The following is a 17,147-nucleotide window of genomic DNA, read 5'->3' as shown; positions in this document are numbered from 1 at the left end:
CGCGGCGGGCCTCGGCCTGCCCCCGGTCGTCTCCCGCGTCCGGACCCGCGACCGGGTCGTCTTCCTGACCTACGACGACGGCGCCGAGAAGGACCCGCGCTTCGTCGACATGGTCCGCGAACTGCGGCTGCCCGTCAGCATGTTCCTCACCGACAGCGTCGTCGGACCCGGCTACGGCCACTTCGCCCGCCTCCAGGCGGTCGGCGCCTCCATCCAGAACCACACCCTCGACCACCCCGCCCTGCGCGGACTGCCCTACGCCGGTCAGCGCGCCGAGATCTGCGGCCAGCAGGACAAGCTCCGCTCCCGCTTCGGCCAGCGCCCGCGCCTCTTCCGCCCGCCCTACGGCGCCTTCGACCGCACCACCCTGCGGGCCGCCGCCCGCTGCGGGGTCGCCGCGCTGGTCCTGTGGCGGGCCGCCGCCGAGGGCGACGGCAGCCTCACCTACGGCGGGGGCGGGCACCGGCTGCGCCCCGGCGACGTCGTCTCCCTCGCCTCCGGCGAGACCGCAGCCCTGACCCTGCGCGAACGCACCACGCGGGTCCTGCGCGAGGCCCAGCGGCGGCGGCTGGCCGTGGGGCGCCTGGAGGACTACCTGTAGCCCGCCGGGACCCGCTCCGGACGGCCGCCGACGCCGCGCCCATCGGACGTAATTGGCACTCCGCTTGACCGAGTGCTAATCGCGGTCATAGTCTCGGGCCTGGCACTCCCCACTGGAGAGTGCCAAGAAGCGACGGGCAGGTCCGGCACCCGCGACGACGGATCGACCTGGTCGCCACCTCAGACAGTTAACCCCGTGAGATCTCCGAAGGGGGAGGTCGGATCGTGACGACCACCAGCTCCAAGGTTGCCATCAAGCCGCTCGAGGACCGCATTGTGGTCCAGCCGCTGGACGCCGAGCAGACCACGGCCTCTGGCCTGGTCATCCCGGACACCGCCAAGGAGAAGCCCCAGGAGGGCGTCGTCCTGGCCGTTGGCCCCGGGCGCTTCGAGAACGGCGAGCGCCTGCCGCTCGACGTCAAGACCGGCGACATCGTGCTGTACAGCAAGTACGGCGGCACCGAGGTGAAGTACAGCGGCGAGGAGTACCTCGTCCTCTCGGCCCGCGACGTGCTCGCGATCATCGAGAAGTAGTTCACCCCGAGCACTGAACAGTTGCTCACCGCTGCGCCCCCGGATCCCGCGATCACCAATCAGCCGGGCGCCGGGGGCGCAGTCACATAAACCCCATTTTTCGAGAGGGCTCACGCTGTCATGGCGAAGATCCTGAAGTTCGACGAGGACGCCCGTCGCGCCCTCGAGCGCGGCGTCAACAAGCTTGCCGACACGGTCAAGGTGACGATCGGCCCCAAGGGCCGCAACGTCGTCATCGACAAGAAGTTCGGCGCCCCCACCATCACCAACGACGGCGTCACCATCGCCCGTGAGGTCGAGGTCGAGGACCCGTACGAGAACCTCGGCGCGCAGCTCGTGAAGGAGGTGGCGACCAAGACCAACGACATCGCGGGTGACGGCACCACCACCGCCACCGTGCTCGCCCAGGCGCTGGTCCGCGAGGGCCTGAAGAACGTCGCCGCCGGCGCGTCGCCCGCCCTCCTGAAGAAGGGCATCGACGCCGCGGTCAAGGCCGTCTCCGAGGAGCTCCTCGCGACCGCCCGCCCGATCGACGACAAGTCCGACATCGCCGCCGTGGCCGCGCTCTCCGCGCAGGACGCCCAGGTCGGCGAGCTGATCGCCGAGGCGATGGACAAGGTCGGCAAGGACGGTGTCATCACCGTCGAGGAGTCCAACACCTTCGGGCTCGACCTGGACTTCACCGAGGGCATGGCCTTCGACAAGGGCTACCTGTCCCCGTACATGGTGACCGACCAGGAGCGTATGGAGGCCGTCCTCGACGACCCGTACATCCTGATCCACCAGGGCAAGATCTCCTCGATCCAGGACCTGCTGCCGCTCCTGGAGAAGGTCATCCAGTCCGGCGCCTCGAAGCCGCTGCTGATCATCGCCGAGGACGTCGAGGGCGAGGCCCTGTCGACCCTGGTCGTGAACAAGATCCGCGGCACGTTCAACGCCGTCGCGGTCAAGGCCCCCGGCTTCGGCGACCGCCGCAAGGCCATGCTCGGCGACATCGCCACCCTCACCGGTGGTCAGGTCATCGCCGAGGAGGTCGGCCTCAAGCTCGACCAGGTCGGTCTCGACGTGCTCGGCACCGCCCGCCGCGTCACCATCACCAAGGACGACACCACCATCGTCGACGGTGGCGGCGACTCCGACGAGGTCTCCGGCCGCGTCAAGCAGATCAAGGCCGAGATCGAGAACACGGACTCCGACTGGGACCGCGAGAAGCTCCAGGAGCGCCTCGCGAAGCTGGCCGGCGGCGTGTGCGTGATCCGGGTCGGCGCCGCCACCGAGGTGGAGCTGAAGGAGAAGAAGCACCGCCTCGAGGACGCCATCTCCGCCACCCGCGCCGCGGTCGAGGAGGGCATCGTCTCCGGCGGTGGCTCCGCGCTCGTCCACGCCGTGAAGGTCCTGGAGGACAACCTCGGCAAGTCCGGCGACGAGGCCACCGGTGTCGCCGTGGTCCGCAGGGCCGCCGTCGAGCCGCTGCGCTGGATCGCCGAGAACGCCGGCCTCGAGGGTTACGTCATCACCTCCAAGGTCGCCGAGCTGGACAAGGGCCAGGGCTTCAACGCGGCCACCGGCGAGTACGGCGACCTGGTCAAGGCCGGTGTCATCGACCCGGTCAAGGTCACCCGCTCCGCCCTGGAGAACGCGGCCTCCATCGCCTCCCTGCTGCTGACGACCGAGACCCTGGTCGTCGAGAAGAAGGAAGAGGAGGAGCCCGCCGCGGCCGGTCACGGCCACGGTCACTCCCACTGACCCGAGCGTCAGCGCCGAAGGCCCGGCACCCCACGAGGGTGCCGGGCCTTCGGGCTGTGCGGGTCGTCGCGGTCGCCGCCGCGCCCGACCGCTTCCCCGGGTCCGCCGGGGCCCGTCCGCTCCCCGGCGGACGACGACGCCGTCACTGCGGCCCGTACTTGCGGCCCGTCCGTGAGGTGATCCCGCCCAGCAGGGCGTTGGGCGTCACCTTCACCATCCCCATCAGCGCCTTGTACCGCGGGTCCGGGATCGACAGCGATCTGCCCCGCGCCAGGTCCTGGAGCCCCGCCGCGACGACCTTGTCCGCGTCCAGCCACATCCAGCCCGGGATGTTGTCGGTGCCCATCCCGGCCCGCTCGTGGAACTCGGTGCGCACGAAGCCCGGACAGAGCGCCATCAGCCGCACCCCGCTGCCCGCGAGGTCCTTCGCCGCGCCCTGCGTGAACTGCACGACCCACGCCTTGGAGGCGCCGTACGTCCCGCGCGGCACGAACGCGGAGACCGAGGAGACGTTCACCACGCCCCCGCGCCCGCGCTCGCGCATCGCCTCCGTCGCCGCCGAGGTCAGCCGCAGCACCGCCTCGCAGTGCACCTTGAGCATCCGCAGCTCGTCGGCCATCGGGACGTCGAGATAGCGGCCCCTGTTGCCGAAGCCCGCGTTGTTGATCAGCAGGTCGACCGGGCTCCTGCGGTCCGACACCCGGGCGGCGACGGACTCGATGCCCTCGTCCGTGGCCAGGTCGGCGGTCAGCACCTCCGCCTCGATGCCGTGCCGGTCGTGCAGCTCGGTCGCCTGGTCCCGCAGCCGCCCGGTGTCCCGGGCGACGAGCACCAGGTTGTGCCCGTCGGCCGCCAGCCGCCGTGCGAACGCGGCGCCGATGCCCGCGGTCGATCCCGTAATCAGAGCCGTTGTCATGGCCCAAGCGTAGTTACCGGACCGGTCGGCCCCGCTCCCGTCTCATCCCTGACGCGCGGTCAGCGGCCGTGCTTCTCCAGGTAGGTCCGCGCCGCCAGCGCGGCCTCCGGGTGCAGTGCCGCACCGGCCGCCAACAGCCGCGGCAGCAGCTCGCGTTCGGTCGTCGACGCGCGGAACTGGAGCGCCACGGTGACGTCGTGGCCCGGCCGCTCCACGACCTCGACGGGATCGCCCGCGCGGATCTCGCCCGGCTCGATCACCCGCAGGTACGCCCCCGGCGCCCCCTTCCGCGTGAAGCGCCGCACCCAGCCCTGTTCCCCCACGTGGCCCTGGAAGGTGCGGCACGGGATGCGCCCGCTCGTCACCTCCAGGAGCACCGCGGAGCCGATCCGCCAGCGCTCGCCGATCAGCGCGCCGGACACCTCGACGCCCGCGGTGGTGAGGTTCTCCCCGAAGACGCCGTTGGGCAGGGTGCGTCCCAGCTCGCGCTCCCAGTCGTCCAGGTCCTCGCGGGCCATGGCGTACACCGCCTGGTCGTCCCCGCCGTGGTGGCGCAGGTCGCACACCGCGTCCCCGGCGAGTCCGCTGCCCGCGACGCCCTTCGCGCCGGGCGCGGCGACCCGCACCGGGCCCTCCACCGGGCGCTTGTCGATGCCGGACACGCCCACCGCGGGGTCGGTGTAGGGGAGGTGCCGGGCGCGGCCGAGGTTCACGGACAGCAGCTTCATGAGGGCACGGTAGGCGACCAGAGGTCAAAGTGTCGACGCGTTTATCATCGTCGCGTCAAAGGATCTCTTATCTTCAGTACCCTTCCAGAATGATCGAAGCACGCCATCTGCGGGTCCTGCGGGCCGTCGCCGCCACCGGTTCCTTCTCGGCGGCCGGGCGCAGGCTCGGCTGCACCCAGCCCGCCGTCAGCCAGCAGATGAAGGCGCTCGAAGCCTCCGTGGGCACCCCGCTGCTGGTGCGCGGCGGGCGCGAGATGCGGCTGACGCAGGCGGGCGAGGCCCTGGTGCGGCACGCGGGCGGCATCCTCGCCGGGCTCACCGCGGCCGAGGAGGAGGTCGCCGCCATCGCGGGCCTGCGCGCCGGACGGGTGCGCCTGGTGTCGTTCCCGAGCGGCAGCTCCGCGCTGGTGCCCGCCGCGCTCGCCGCTCTGCGCGCCGCGCACCCCGGCACCCGGGTCTCCCTGGAGGAGGCCGAGCCCCCGGCCTCCGTCGAGATGCTCCGCGAGGGCGAGTGCGACGTGGCGCTGGCCTTCCGGTACCCGGGCGCGCCGGGCGCCGAGGAGTGGGACGACCTGGTGGTGCGGCCGCTGCTGACCGACCGCCTGGTGGGACTGGTGCCCGAGCGGCACCGGCTCGCCGCGCGGTCCGGCCCCGTCGCCATCGGGGAACTCGCCGAGGAGCCGTGGATCGCCGGGTGCCCGCGCTGCCGCGGCCGCCTCGTGGAGGTCTGCGCGGAGGCCGGGTTCACCCCGCGCATCGACTTCGCGACCGACGACTACCCGGCCGTGGTCGGCCTGGTCGGCGCCGGTCTCGGCGTCGCCGTCCTGCCGCAGCTCGCCCTGGAGTCGGTGCGGCCCCGGCACGCGCGCGTCCTGGCCCTGGAGCCGGCCGTGCGGCGCGAGATCGTCGCCCTGACCCTGCCCGACCTGGCCCAGGTCCCGGCGGTCGCGGCGACCCTGCGGGAGCTGGGACACGCCGCGGACCGGTGAGCCGGGGGAGCGGGTGAGCGGGGCAGCGGAGGGCGGGGGAGCGCGGGCGGGGTGGTGAAGGCGCCGCGCACCGTGTGTGAAGAAACGTTCCTTCAGTTGTTCGAGACGGTGTCGCCCGTCGGGGCCGACGCGGTCACCAGGCGGTTGCGCGCCCGTCCCATGAGTTCCTCGCGCTCGTCCTCGGTCAGGCCGCCCCACACGCCGTACGGCTCCCTGACCGCCAGCGCGTGCGCCGCGCACTGCGCGCGGACCGGGCACCTCATGCAGACCTCCTTGGCCGAGTTCTCGCGAGCGCTCCGGGCCGCGCCGCGCTCACCCTCGGGATGGAAGAAGAGCGAGCTGTCCACTCCACGGCAGGCAGCCAGGAGCTGCCAGTCCCACAGGTCCGCGTTCGGCCCTGGAAGGCGGGAGAAATCTGCCATTACGTGACCCCTTGTAGCCGTGCTGAGCGGATACGGTGCCCACGACCGTATATCTACTATCTAAGGAGATGAAAATATGACTCATAGCGAATCTAGCCTCAGACACCCGCAGATGGGAAGAAAAGGGTCTAAATGGGGCATGGTTGTGATGAAACGTTGAGGGTTGGCCGCTCGTGACTCCACCGTGTCCGCCCCCTCACGTAGAGTGCCGAAGATGGCTCACGGCCCCGTAACTCTTTCGAGTGACCGTCGTTGAGAGTGCCGAGGCGGTTGAATCAGCAAAGCGCTCGGGCAGGCGTCCGAGACGGTCGACCGCACAGGTGACGATTCCGTACCAGCCTGGAGGCTCAAGGTGACGTGCATCAGCTGCGGAGGGCGGCCATGACATCCGTCCTCGTCTGCGACGACTCCCCGCTTGCCCGAGAAGCGCTCCGCCGCGCTGTCGCGACCGTGCCCGGCGTCGAGCGCGTGACGACCGCGGCCAACGGCGAGGAAGTCCTCCGCCGCTGGGGGGCCGACCGCTCGGACCTGATTCTGATGGACGTACGCATGCCCGGACTGGGCGGCGTCGAGACCGTCCGGCGCCTGCTGTCCGCGGACCCCGGTGCGCGCATCATCATGCTCACGGTCGCCGAGGACCTCGACGGAGTGGCCCTCGCGGTCGCCGCCGGGGCCCGGGGCTACCTGCACAAGGACGCCTCGCGCGCGGAACTGCGCGCGACCGTCACGCAGGCCCTCGCCGACCCGACCTGGCGGCTCGCCCCGCGCCGCCTGCGCTCCGCCGAGATGGGCGCCGCGCCCACCCTCACGGCGCGCGAGATCCAGGTCCTCGAAGGGATGAGCCACGGCCGCTCCAACGCGGAGATCGGCCGTGAACTGTTCCTCTCCGAGGACACCGTGAAGACCCACGCGCGACGCCTGTTCAAGAAGCTGGGCGCGTCGGACCGCGCCCACGCGGTCGCGCTCGGCTTCCGCTGGGGCCTGGTCCGCTGACGTCGTCAGACGCACGGTGGCGGGGGTGCCTGCACCCCCGCCCGTCATCCGGTTGGCGGGATCCGTGAGCGGTCCCGCCGGGCGCCCGCTGCTCGTTTCGCCGCGGATGCCGCATCCTTGAGTCGTGGAGTCTCTCGGGGACGAGTCGGTCGAGCGGAAGGGGAGGGCGCAGGGGATGAGTGCCGGCGCACCTGCTCATAACGCTTCGGTGCACAACAACGGGCGCGGTGCCGCGGAGCCCGCCGCCGCAAGGCACCATGGACCGATGCGCGACGACGAGGCGGCCAGAGCCGCAGGGGCCATCGGTGCACTCGTCCACCGCGCCGTCGACGGAGACGAGCAGGCCACCCACGATCTGCTGGCCCACGTCCACCCCCTGGCGCTGCGCTACTGCCGCACCCGGCTCTCCCGGCTGCCGGGCGACGCCCGCCACTTCGTGGAGGACCTCGCGCAGGAGGTCTGCGTCGCCGTCCTGCTCGCGCTGCCGCGCTACAAGGACACCGGCCGCCCCTTCGAGGCGTTCGTCTTCGCCATCGCCGCGCACAAGGTCGCCGACCTCCAGCGGGCCGCGATGCGCCACCCCGGCTCCACCGCGGTGCCGTCCGACGAGATGCCCGAGCGGCCCGACGACTCGCTCGGCCCCGAGGAGCGCGCGCTGCTCAGCAGCGACGCCGAGTGGGCCAAGAAGCTCCTGGCCAACCTCCCCGAGAACCAGCGCGAGCTGCTGCTGCTGCGCATCGCCGTCGGCCTCACCGCCGAGGAGACCGGCCAGATGTTGGGAATGTCACCCGGCGCCGTCCGGGTCGCGCAGCACCGCGCGCTGAGCCGTCTGCGGGCCCTCGCCGAGCAGTGAACCCGGCCGCGCGGCGCCCCCGTCGGCCCGCCGGACAGGCGCCGACCGCCCCGGTGTGAACACTCCGCGCGCCGTTCCCGTACGAAGATACGAAGCCGTCGGCCGTCCCGAACCGTGGAATGAGCCGACCGTGCTTCCCGTTAGCATGGACATCCGCACCGATCAAGGCCATTTGGGGAAGGTGTCATGACTGCAAACGTCGACGGAGTGCCCGGGAAATTCGCGACACTCGGGCTGACCTACGACGACGTGCTGCTGCTGCCGGGAGCGTCCGAGGTGCTCCCCAACGCGGTCGACACCTCGTCCCGCATCTCGCGCAACGTCCGGGTCAACATCCCGCTGCTCTCCGCGGCGATGGACAAGGTCACCGAGTCCCGCATGGCGATCGCGATGGCCCGCCTCGGCGGCGTCGGCGTGCTGCACCGCAACCTCTCGGTCGAGGACCAGGTCAACCAGGTCGACCTGGTCAAGCGGTCCGAGTCCGGCATGGTCACCGACCCGATCACCGTGCACCCCGAGGCCACCCTCGCCGAGGCCGACGCGCTCTGCGCCAAGTTCCGCATCAGCGGCGTCCCGGTCACCGACCCGGCGGGCAAGCTCCTGGGCATCGTCACCAACCGCGACATGGCCTTCGAGAGCGACCGCTCGCGCCAGGTCCGCGAGGTCATGACGCCGATGCCGCTGGTCACCGGCAAGGTCGGCATCTCCGGCGTCGAGGCGATGGAGCTGCTGCGCAAGCACAAGATCGAGAAGCTCCCGCTGGTCGACGAGGCCGGGGTCCTCAAGGGCCTGATCACCGTCAAGGACTTCGTCAAGGCGGAGAAGTACCCCAACGCCGCCAAGGACGCCGAGGGACGGCTCCTGGTCGGCGCGGCCGTCGGCGCCAGCCCCGAGGCGCTGGAGCGCGCCCAGGCGCTGGCCGAGGCGGGCGTCGACTTCCTCGTCGTCGACACCTCGCACGGCCACAACAGCAACGCCCTCAGCTGGATGGCGAAGATCAAGTCGAGCGTCTCCGTCGACGTGATCGGCGGCAACGTCGCCACCCGGGACGGCGCCCAGGCGCTCATCGACGCCGGTGTCGACGGCATCAAGGTGGGCGTCGGACCCGGCTCGATCTGCACCACGCGCGTGGTGGCCGGGATCGGCGTCCCGCAGGTCACCGCCATCTACGAGGCGTCCCTCGCGGCCCGCGCCGCCGGCATCCCGCTGATCGGCGACGGCGGCCTGCAGTACTCGGGCGACATCGGCAAGGCCCTCGCGGCCGGCGCCGACACCGTGATGCTGGGCAGCCTCCTGGCCGGCTGCGAGGAGTCGCCCGGCGAGCTGATGTTCATCAACGGCAAGCAGTTCAAGTCGTACCGCGGCATGGGCTCGCTCGGCGCGATGCAGTCCCGCGGCCAGGGGCGCTCCTTCTCCAAGGACCGCTACTTCCAGGCCGACGTCGCCTCCGACGACAAGCTCGTGCCCGAGGGCGTCGAGGGCCAGGTGCCCTACCGCGGCCCGCTGGCCAACGTCCTGCACCAGCTCGTCGGCGGTCTGCGCCAGACCATGGGGTACGTGGGCGCGGCCACCATCGAGGAGATGGAGTCCAAGGGCCGCTTCGTGCGCATCACCTCGGCCGGTCTCAAGGAGAGCCACCCGCACGACATCCAGATGACGGTCGAGGCGCCCAACTACAGCAACAAGTGATCCGCGCGCTCACCCGCACGACGAGGCGAACCTGCCGACGGCGGAGGCGAGCCGGGTGACCCGCGCGGTCACCCGGAGGGCGGCGGGTACGCGCGCGTGAGGCCCGTCCGAGGGCGGCCCCGGGGCACCGGGGCCGCCTTTGTCGTACCCGTCGGCAATACTGGAAGACGCTGAAACGCAACAGGGAAAGGCCACAGACGTGACTGAGATCGAGATCGGGCGCGGCAAGCGCGGGCGGCGGGCGTACGCCTTCGACGACATCGCCGTCGTCCCCAGCCGCCGTACGCGGGACCCGAAGGAGGTCTCGATCGCCTGGCAGATCGACGCCTACCGATTCGACCTGCCCTTCCTGGCCGCCCCCATGGACTCGGTTGTCTCCCCGGCCACCGCCATCCGCATCGGCGAGCTGGGCGGCCTCGGCGTGCTCAACCTCGAAGGGCTCTGGACCCGGTACGAGGACCCGCAGCCGCTCCTCGACGAGATCGCCGAGCTCCCCACCGAGGCCGCCACCCGCCGCCTCCAGGAGATCTACGCGGCTCCCATCAAGGAGGAGCTGATCGGCGCGCGCATCAAGGAGGTGCGCGACTCCGGCGTGGTCACGGCCGCCGCGCTCTCCCCGCAGCGCACCGCCCAGTTCTCCAAGGCCGTCGTCGACGCGGGCGTGGACATCTTCGTCATCCGCGGGACGACGGTCTCCGCCGAGCACGTCTCCGGCGCGCACGAGCCGCTGAACCTCAAGCAGTTCATCTACGAGCTGGACGTCCCGGTGATCGTCGGCGGCTGCGCCACCTACACCGCCGCCCTGCACCTGATGCGGACCGGCGCGGCCGGTGTCCTGGTCGGCTTCGGCGGCGGCGCCGCGCACACCACGCGCAACGTCCTGGGCATCCGGGTGCCGATGGCCACCGCCGTCGCCGACGTCGCGGCGGCCCGCCGCGACTACATGGACGAGTCCGGCGGCCGCTACGTGCACGTGATCGCGGACGGCGGGGTCGGCTGGTCCGGCGACCTGCCCAAGGCCATCGCCTGCGGCGCGGACGCCATCATGATGGGCTCCCCGCTGGCCCGCGCGACGGACGCGCCGGGCAAGGGGCACCACTGGGGCATGGAGGCCGTCAACGAGGAGCTGCCGCGCGGCAAGAAGGTCGACCTGGGCACCGTCGGGACCATAGAGGAGGTCCTCGCGGGCCCGTCCCACACCCCGGACGGCTCGATGAACTTCTTCGGGGCCCTGCGCCGCGCCATGGCCACCACGGGCTACAGCGAGCTGAAGGAGTTCCAGCGGGTCGAGGTGACCGTCGCGGACAGCCACCACATGCGGTAGCAGCAGCACCCTGCCCCCCCCGGACGGGCGACGGTCCGGGGGAGACGGCGGCCGAAGGGCCCGTCCACGGTCGGTGGACGGGCCCTTCGTGCTGTCCGGGAGGGGCGGGCGCCGTCAGAGGCGGTGGGCCGCGCCGGTCGGGGTGGTGCCCCGGGTGTCCAGGAGGAGCTGCGCCTTCACCGAGAGGCCCTGGAGGTCGTACGTGCGGTGGTGCTGGAGCAGGATCGTGAGGTCCGCGTCGGCCGCCGCCTCGTAGAGCGAGTCCACGCGCGGCACGGGGCGCTCCAGCACGCTCCAGGACGGCACGTGCGGGTCGTGGTAGCTGACCGCGGCGCCGAGTTCCGTCAGCCGGACGGCGATCTCCCGCGCGGGCGTGCCGCGCTGGTCGCCGAGGTCGGGCTTGTAGGTCACGCCGAGGAGCAGCACGCGCGCGCCCCGGGCCGACTTGCCGTGCTCGTTCAGCAGGGCGGCGGCGCGCTGGACGACGTAGCGGGGCATCTGGCTGTTGACCTGCTCGGCCAGTTCGACCATGCGCAGGGAGCGGCCGGGGCCGCCGGTGAGGTTCTGCGGGACGCCGTGGCCGCCGACGCCGGGGCCCGGCCGGAACGCCTGGAAGCCGAACGGCTTGGTCTCCGCGCAGCGGATGACGTCCCAGAGGTCGACGCCGAGGTCGTGGCAGAGCACCGCCATCTCGTTGACCAGGGCGATGTTGACGTGCCGGAAGTTGGTCTCCAGGAGCTGCACGGTCTCGGCCTCGCGCAGTCCGCGCGCGCGGACGACCTTGTCGGTGAGCCGTCCGTAGAAGGCGGCGGCCGACTCCGTGCAGGCGGGGGTGAGGCCGCCGATCACCTTGGGCGTGTTGCCCGGGGTGAACTCCCGGTTGCCCGGATCCACCCGGTTGGGCGAGTAGGCGAGGTGGAAGTCGCGGCCCGCGACGAGCCCCGAGCCCGCCTCCAGGAGGGGGCGCAGGAAGTTCTCGGTGGTGCCGGGGTGGACCGGCGACTCCAGGATCACCGTGGTGTGCGGGCGCATCCGCTCGGCGAGGGTGCGCGCGGCGGTCTCCACCTGGCTCAGGTCGAGCGTGCCGTCCGCCGCGCGCGGGGTGGGCGCGCAGATGACCGCCGTCCGCACCCGGCCCAGTTCGGCGGGTCCGGTGGCGTGCCGGAAGCCGCCCGAGAGCATGCGGCGCAGCTCGGCGGGGCTGAGCGAGCCGGGCTCGGGGCCGGTCCGGTAGCCGAGGGTGGAGATGCCGGCTGCGACGGCGGCCTGGGCCAGCGGCAGGCCGAACGGGCCGAGTCCGATGACGGCGAGATCTGCGGGCATGGCGTGGGCCGTCCTTCCCAGTAACCGAAGCGGGGCGGGTGCGCAAGCCGTGTGGACAGAACGAGCGAGCGCAATGTCAGACTAGGAGTAAATATGACCGATATGCGGGATTGGTCGGCTGTGTTTTCCGTGCGGCTCGCGAATGTCGTCCACAGGCCGGGGGCGACTGGTGGCCGAAGCGGGGCACGAAGGTCAGACTGGGACGGACGCGGTGCGCGGGTCGGTGCGGCCGGGTGCGGGCCCTGGCGGCCGGGCCGTCCGGGTGCGAGTGCGTCGCGGTGATGTCCGGGCGGTCGGTTGCGGATGCGTCGCGGTGATGTCCGGGCGCTCGGTTGCGGCGCTGTGGTCGTGGCCGGGCGGGCGGCGGTGTGCCGTCGCGGTCGGGCGGCGGGTGGCGGCGCGGTGGTCACGGCGGCGCGGCGGGTGGCGCGGTGCGGTCGGGCGGCGGGATGGGGCCGTGGCGCTCGGGCGCTCGGGCGCCGGGTGGTGCCCGTGGTGGTGGGCGGTCGTGCGGGGCGCGGGCGCGCGGGTCGTGGTGTCGGGACGGTGCGGGCGTGGCGGCCGGTCCCGGCGGCGCATGAAGGTCAGATTCTGGGCAGGGGGGAGAGGGACCGGGCCTCGTCCGACGGGCGTGGCCGGCACGACCGACAGCGGGAGGCAGCGGTGAGGACAGCGACTCTGGGGCCGGAGCAGCGGGCCGAGTCCTTGGCGGACATGGCCGAGCGCGAACTGGACGTGCTGGTGGTCGGCGCGGGCGTGGTCGGCGCGGGCACCGCGCTGGACGCGGTGACCCGCGGCCTGTCGACCGGGCTCGTCGAGGCCCGCGACTGGGCGTCGGGCACCTCCAGCAGGTCGAGCAAGCTGATCCACGGCGGCCTGCGCTACCTGGAGATGCTGGACTTCACCCTCGTCCGCGAGGCGCTCAAGGAGCGCGGGCTGCTCCTGGAACGGCTCGCCCCGCACCTGGTCAAGCCGGTCCCGTTCCTCTACCCGCTCCAGCACAAGGGCTGGGAACGCCTCTACGCCGGTTCCGGCGTCGCCCTCTACGACGCCATGTCCATGGCCCGCGGACACGGGCGCGGACTGCCGACGCACCGGCACCTGAGCCGCCGTCACGCGCTGCGGGTCGCACCCGCGTTGAAGAAGGACGCCCTGGTCGGTGCCCTCCAGTACTACGACGCGCAGATGGACGACGCCCGCTACGTCGCCACCCTGGTGCGCACGGCGGCGTCCTATGGCGCGAGGGTCGCCAACCGGGCCCGGGTCACCGGGTTCCTGCGCGAGGGCGAGCGGGTCGTCGGCGCGCGCGTGCAGGACGTCGAGGCGGGCGGCGAGTACGAGATCCGCGCCCGGCAGGTCGTCAACGCGACCGGGGTGTGGACCGACGACACCCAGGCCATGGTCGGCGAACGGGGCCAGTTCCACGTCCGTGCCTCCAAGGGCATCCACCTGGTCGTCCCGAAGGACCGCATCCACTCCTCGACCGGTCTGATCCTGCGCACCGAGAAGTCCGTCCTCTTCGTCATCCCGTGGGGGCGGCACTGGATCGTCGGCACCACCGACACCGACTGGGACCTCGACAAGGCGCACCCGGCCGCGTCGAGCGCCGACATCGACTACCTCCTGGAGCACGTGAACGCCGTGCTCTCCGTGCCGCTCACCCGCGACGACGTGCAGGGCGTCTACGCCGGACTGCGTCCGCTGCTGGCCGGGGAGTCCGACGCCACCAGCAAGCTGTCGCGCGAGCACACCGTCGCCCACCCGGTCCCCGGCCTGGTCGTGGTGGCGGGCGGCAAGTACACGACGTACCGGGTGATGGCCAAGGACGCGGTGGACGAGGCGGTGCACGGGCTCGACGCCCGGGTCGCCGAGTGCGTCACCGAGGACGTCCCGCTGCTCGGCGCCGAGGGGTACCGGGCGCTGTGGAACGCGCGGGCCCGGATCGCCGCCCGCACCGGCCTCCATGTGGTGCGCGTGGAGCACCTGTTGAACCGGTACGGCTCGATGGCCGAGGAGGTCCTCGACCTGATCGTCGCCGACCCCGCGCTCGGCGAGCCGCTGCACGCCGCGGACGACTATCTGCGGGCCGAGATCGTCTACGCCGCCTCGCACGAGGGGGCCAGGCACCTGGACGACGTCCTGACCCGGCGCACCCGCATCTCCATCGAGACCTTCGACCGCGGCACCCGCAGCGCCCGTGAGGCGGCCGAACTGATGGCACCGGTGCTGGGCTGGGACAAGGACCAGATCGAGCGCGAGGTCGAGCACTACGAGAAGCGGGTCGAGGCGGAGCGGGAGTCCCAGCGCCAGCCGGACGACCTGACGGCCGACGCGGCCCGGCTGGGAGCACCGGACATCGTGCCGCTCTGACGCGGGACGGAGCGGGCGGGGGGAGGGGCCCCTGTGTGGGTGGGGCTCCTGTGCGGGACGGGCGGGCTCCTCCCGCACAGGGGCCCGCCGTGCGGAAGGGCGGCTGCGTGGAGGGGCCCGCCGCACGGAGGGGCGGGCTGCGCGAGTCGACCCGCTGCACGGAAAGGCGCGCTACTTGAGGGAGCGCTGTACGGAGGGCCGGGCCGCGCGACGCGTTCCTCGGAGGGGTCCCCGCCGCACGGAGGGGCGGGCCGGTGGGCCCGGTCAGAAGGTCGGCTCGGCCGGTGGGCCCGGTCGCGGGTCAGGGCTTCGTCTCCTCCCCCTCCGTCCCCCTCCCCGCACATCACTCGAACGAGTGTCGTGGAGCGGGATCTCCGTGCGAGGCCCGGCCGTTCTACGGATTGCGAGGGCAGAACTCGGCGGCGAGCAGCCGGGGTTCGAGGTCGGGGTCTGCGAGCGCGTCCGTGTTCACCCGGAAGGTGAGGACACGCCGTCCGTCCCCGGTGGCCGCGGTGCGCACGTAGCTGCCGGTGATCCGGCCGTTGTGCCCCCACACCGTGACCCCGCACGGGAGCCGCACGGGGAACAGGCCCATGCCGTACGCGCCGTGTGCGGTCCGGGTGTCCCGCATCTCGCGCAGCCCGTGCGGGGTCAGCAGCTCACCGCCGAGCAGCGCCGCGTAGAAGCGGTCCAGGTCGGCGAGGGTGGTCACCATCTCGCCCGCGGCCCCGGCCACCCGCGGGTCGAGAGCGGTGACGTCGGTCCCGTCGGAGGCGTAGGCACGGCCGTGCGGAGAGGGCAGCGCGGTACGGGAGCCGGGGAAGGAGGTGCCCGTCAGACCCAGCGGAGCGATGATGCGGCGCTCGGCCTCGGTGGCGTACGACTCGCCGGTGACCGCCCGGATCACCATGCCGAGCAGCACGTAGTTGGTGTTCGAGTACGAGAAGCGGCCTCGGTCGGCCGGAGGGTGGGTGAGTGCCAGGCGGACGGCCTGGAGCGGAGTGAGGGGCACGAGGCCACCGGTGTCCGCGGTGAAGTCGTGCAGCCCGCTGGTGTGGGTGAGCAGGGCGCGCAGGGTCAGCGCGCGGCCGTCGTTGCCCGTTCCCCGCACCAGCCCCGGCAGATGCCGCTCCACGGTGTCGGACAGCGACAGCCGGTGTTCGTCGGCCAGTTGCAGGACGACGGTGGCGATGAACGTCTTGGTGATGCTCCCGGCGCGGAAGTGGTCGGCGCGCGCGATGCCCTGCCCGGCGTGGGCGTAGTGCGTGCCGCTCTCCTCGCGGGCAAGCAGGGCCGAGGCGCGTGCGCCGCCGCGTGCGACGAGAAGCGGAAGGAGGGCGTCCGCGGCCGGGGAGGCAGGGGCGGACGAGGCGGTGGGGGTCAGCGCGAGCAGAGCGCAGGCCATGGCCAGAGTCAGCAGTGTCCGAAACGATGTCATCGCGCCCCCTCCCTCGTGGCGCCCATCATGCAGGGCGAGTGTCAGGAGCGATCGGGGGGTACCCGGGTTCGATACCCCGGAGCGCGGGGCGGTGTCCGCCGGTTCCCGGGCGCCGGGGAGCGGCACGCGGAGCCTGGGACGTCGTCAGAGGCACCCTGGGCGTTGGGCACTTGTCGGGTGAGAGACAATGAAGGCTCTGTCAGGGCGGGTTGCATGAGGGGACGCATGTCGGAGGCGGAGCGGGCGGGGACATCCCGTCAGGACAAGAGCGAACGTCTCCTCGCCGGGCGGTACCGGTTGGGAGAAGTGCTCGGCCGCGGCGGCATGGGCACCGTCTGGCGGGCCGAGGACGAGACCCTGGGCCGCACGGTCGCCGTGAAGGAGCTGCGGTTCCCGACCAACATCGACGACGAGGAGAAGCGCCGGCTGATCACCCGGACGCTGCGCGAGGCCAAGGCGATCGCGCGGATCCGCAACAACAGCGCGGTGACGGTCTTCGACGTGGTCGAGGAGGACGACCGGCCGTGGATCGTGATGGAGCTGGTCGAGGGCAAGTCGCTCGCCGAGGTGATCCGGGAGGACGGCCTGCTCGAACCCAGGCGGGCCGCCCAGGTCGGGCTCGCGATACTCGACGTGCTGCGCTCGGCGCACCGTGAGGGCATCCTGCACCGGGACGTGAAGCCGTCCAACGTGCTGCTGGAGTCCGGCAGCGACCGGGTGGTGCTCACCGACTTCGGTATCGCGCAGGTCGAGGGCGACCCGTCGATCACCTCGACCGGGATGCTGGTCGGCGCGCCGTCCTACATCTCGCCGGAGCGGGCGCGCGGGCACAAGCCGGGACCGGCGGCCGACCTCTGGTCGCTCGGCGGGCTGCTGTACGCGGCGGTGGAGGGCGCCCCGCCGTACGACAAGGGCTCCGCGATCGCGACGCTCACCGCGGTGATGACCGAGCCGCTGGAGGAGCCGAAGAACGCGGGCCCGCTGCGGGACGTCATCTACGGCCTGCTCACCAAGGACCCGGCGCAGCGGCTCGACGACGCCGGTGCGCGCTCCATGCTCAACGCGGTGCTCCACGCGCCCGACCGCGGGCGGGCCGAGCCCGAGCCGCTGGACGCGACCCGCGTGGTGCCGCTGCCCGCGCAGCCGGGTGAGCGGTCCGGCAGGCGCGGCGAGGAGGCCGGGGACAAGCTGCGCGGCGCGCTGCGGTCGATGCGCAAGGCGG

General features: G+C 72.4%; 15 protein-coding genes. 10 read left to right on the top strand and 5 right to left on the bottom strand.

All coding sequences use genetic code 11. The annotated features are described in order from the left end of the window. From GA0115242_RS17850 to groL, 3 genes are all read left to right on the top strand, one after another. Window positions 1–601, top strand: a 601-nt coding sequence (locus tag GA0115242_RS17850; RefSeq protein WP_237549139.1) for a polysaccharide deacetylase family protein, incomplete at its 5' end; no start/stop codon positions are given. Window positions 602–825: 224 nt separating this feature from the next. Further along, window positions 826–1,134 (top strand): co-chaperone GroES, encoded by a 309-nt coding sequence (gene groES / locus GA0115242_RS17845; RefSeq protein ID WP_019066754.1) that lies wholly within the window; start codon window positions 826–828, stop codon window positions 1,132–1,134. 120 nt (window positions 1,135–1,254) lie between these two features. After that, on the top strand, window positions 1,255–2,880 hold the full coding sequence (groL, locus tag GA0115242_RS17840) for a chaperonin GroEL (RefSeq protein WP_093829601.1): 1,626 nt from the start codon (window positions 1,255–1,257) through the stop codon (window positions 2,878–2,880). 142 nt (window positions 2,881–3,022) lie between these two features. On the opposite strand, the gene GA0115242_RS17835 is transcribed toward groL, so the two are convergent. Together GA0115242_RS17835 and GA0115242_RS17830 are read right to left on the bottom strand one after the other, a co-directional pair. Next, window positions 3,023–3,796 carry an SDR family NAD(P)-dependent oxidoreductase gene (locus tag GA0115242_RS17835; RefSeq protein WP_093829599.1) on the bottom strand — a complete coding sequence of 258 codons (774 nt, stop codon included), beginning with the start codon at window positions 3,794–3,796 and terminating at the stop codon, window positions 3,023–3,025. A 59-nt stretch (window positions 3,797–3,855) separates the two neighbouring features. Beyond that, window positions 3,856–4,524 carry an MOSC domain-containing protein gene (locus GA0115242_RS17830; protein WP_093829597.1) on the bottom strand — a complete coding sequence of 223 codons (669 nt, stop codon included), beginning with the start codon at window positions 4,522–4,524 and terminating at the stop codon, window positions 3,856–3,858. A gap of 89 nt (window positions 4,525–4,613) precedes the next feature. Between GA0115242_RS17830 and GA0115242_RS17825 the strand changes: the two genes are divergently transcribed. Further along, entirely contained in the window at window positions 4,614–5,513 is a 900-nt protein-coding gene (locus GA0115242_RS17825; protein WP_093829595.1) for a LysR family transcriptional regulator, read from the top strand. 92 nt (window positions 5,514–5,605) lie between these two features. On the opposite strand, the gene GA0115242_RS17820 is transcribed toward GA0115242_RS17825, so the two are convergent. Further along, window positions 5,606–5,935, bottom strand: coding sequence for a WhiB family transcriptional regulator (locus GA0115242_RS17820; protein ID WP_093829593.1), 330 nt, complete (start codon window positions 5,933–5,935; stop codon window positions 5,606–5,608). Between the two features lie 381 nt (window positions 5,936–6,316). Here GA0115242_RS17820 and GA0115242_RS17815 point away from each other — a divergent pair, with 381 nt between their 5' ends. From GA0115242_RS17815 to GA0115242_RS17800, 4 genes are all read left to right on the top strand, one after another. Further along, window positions 6,317–6,928 (top strand): response regulator transcription factor, encoded by a 612-nt coding sequence (locus tag GA0115242_RS17815; protein WP_003948568.1) that lies wholly within the window; start codon window positions 6,317–6,319, stop codon window positions 6,926–6,928. Between the two features lie 265 nt (window positions 6,929–7,193). After that, complete coding sequence (locus GA0115242_RS17810; RefSeq protein WP_093829591.1) at window positions 7,194–7,781, top strand: sigma-70 family RNA polymerase sigma factor; 588 nt, start codon at window positions 7,194–7,196, stop codon at window positions 7,779–7,781. Window positions 7,782–7,967: 186 nt separating this feature from the next. Next, window positions 7,968–9,470: an IMP dehydrogenase gene (guaB, locus tag GA0115242_RS17805; RefSeq protein ID WP_093829589.1), complete on the top strand. Its 1,503-nt coding sequence runs from the start codon at window positions 7,968–7,970 to the stop codon at window positions 9,468–9,470. A 199-nt stretch (window positions 9,471–9,669) separates the two neighbouring features. Continuing rightward, window positions 9,670–10,794: a GuaB3 family IMP dehydrogenase-related protein gene (locus tag GA0115242_RS17800; protein WP_093829587.1), complete on the top strand. Its 1,125-nt coding sequence runs from the start codon at window positions 9,670–9,672 to the stop codon at window positions 10,792–10,794. Between the two features lie 114 nt (window positions 10,795–10,908). Here the strand turns inward: GA0115242_RS17800 and GA0115242_RS17795 are convergent, their stop codons facing one another. After that, window positions 10,909–12,117: a nucleotide sugar dehydrogenase gene (locus GA0115242_RS17795; protein ID WP_093829585.1), complete on the bottom strand. Its 1,209-nt coding sequence runs from the start codon at window positions 12,115–12,117 to the stop codon at window positions 10,909–10,911. Window positions 12,118–12,780: 663 nt separating this feature from the next. Here GA0115242_RS17795 and GA0115242_RS17790 point away from each other — a divergent pair. Then, window positions 12,781–14,487 carry a glycerol-3-phosphate dehydrogenase/oxidase gene (locus GA0115242_RS17790; RefSeq protein ID WP_093829583.1) on the top strand — a complete coding sequence of 569 codons (1,707 nt, stop codon included), beginning with the start codon at window positions 12,781–12,783 and terminating at the stop codon, window positions 14,485–14,487. Between the two features lie 394 nt (window positions 14,488–14,881). On the opposite strand, the gene GA0115242_RS17785 is transcribed toward GA0115242_RS17790, so the two are convergent. Then, the gene (locus tag GA0115242_RS17785; protein ID WP_093829581.1) at window positions 14,882–15,925 is read right to left on the bottom strand and encodes a serine hydrolase domain-containing protein; all 1,044 of its coding nucleotides are present in this window, start codon (window positions 15,923–15,925) and stop codon (window positions 14,882–14,884) included. A 225-nt stretch (window positions 15,926–16,150) separates the two neighbouring features. Between GA0115242_RS17785 and GA0115242_RS17780 the strand changes: the two genes are divergently transcribed. After that, the coding region (locus GA0115242_RS17780) for a serine/threonine-protein kinase (protein WP_141721624.1) at window positions 16,151–17,147 on the top strand (997 nt) is incomplete at its 3' end.

This window comes from Streptomyces sp. SolWspMP-5a-2 (assembly GCF_900091845.1).
Taxonomy (GTDB): Bacteria; Actinomycetota; Actinomycetes; order Streptomycetales; family Streptomycetaceae; genus Streptomyces; species Streptomyces doudnae.
This window is presented reverse-complemented; position numbering and strand designations above follow the sequence as displayed.

Bases quoted from the DNA above. Each gene is read 5' to 3' on its own strand.
- groL (WP_093829601.1), top strand. From the start codon at position 1,255: ATGGCGAAGATCCTGAAGTTCGACGAGGACGCCCGTCGCGCCCTCGAG.
- GA0115242_RS17835 (WP_093829599.1), bottom strand. From the start codon at position 3,796: ATGACAACGGCTCTGATTACGGGATCGACCGCGGGCATCGGCGCCGCG.
- GA0115242_RS17830 (WP_093829597.1), bottom strand. From the start codon at position 4,524: ATGAAGCTGCTGTCCGTGAACCTCGGCCGCGCCCGGCACCTCCCCTAC.
- GA0115242_RS17825 (WP_093829595.1), top strand. From the start codon at position 4,614: ATGATCGAAGCACGCCATCTGCGGGTCCTGCGGGCCGTCGCCGCCACC.
- GA0115242_RS17820 (WP_093829593.1), bottom strand. From the start codon at position 5,935: ATGGCAGATTTCTCCCGCCTTCCAGGGCCGAACGCGGACCTGTGGGAC.
- GA0115242_RS17815 (WP_003948568.1), top strand. From the start codon at position 6,317: ATGACATCCGTCCTCGTCTGCGACGACTCCCCGCTTGCCCGAGAAGCG.
- GA0115242_RS17810 (WP_093829591.1), top strand. From the start codon at position 7,194: ATGCGCGACGACGAGGCGGCCAGAGCCGCAGGGGCCATCGGTGCACTC.
- guaB (WP_093829589.1), top strand. From the start codon at position 7,968: ATGACTGCAAACGTCGACGGAGTGCCCGGGAAATTCGCGACACTCGGG.
- GA0115242_RS17795 (WP_093829585.1), bottom strand. From the start codon at position 12,117: ATGCCCGCAGATCTCGCCGTCATCGGACTCGGCCCGTTCGGCCTGCCG.
- GA0115242_RS17785 (WP_093829581.1), bottom strand. From the start codon at position 15,925: ATGACATCGTTTCGGACACTGCTGACTCTGGCCATGGCCTGCGCTCTG.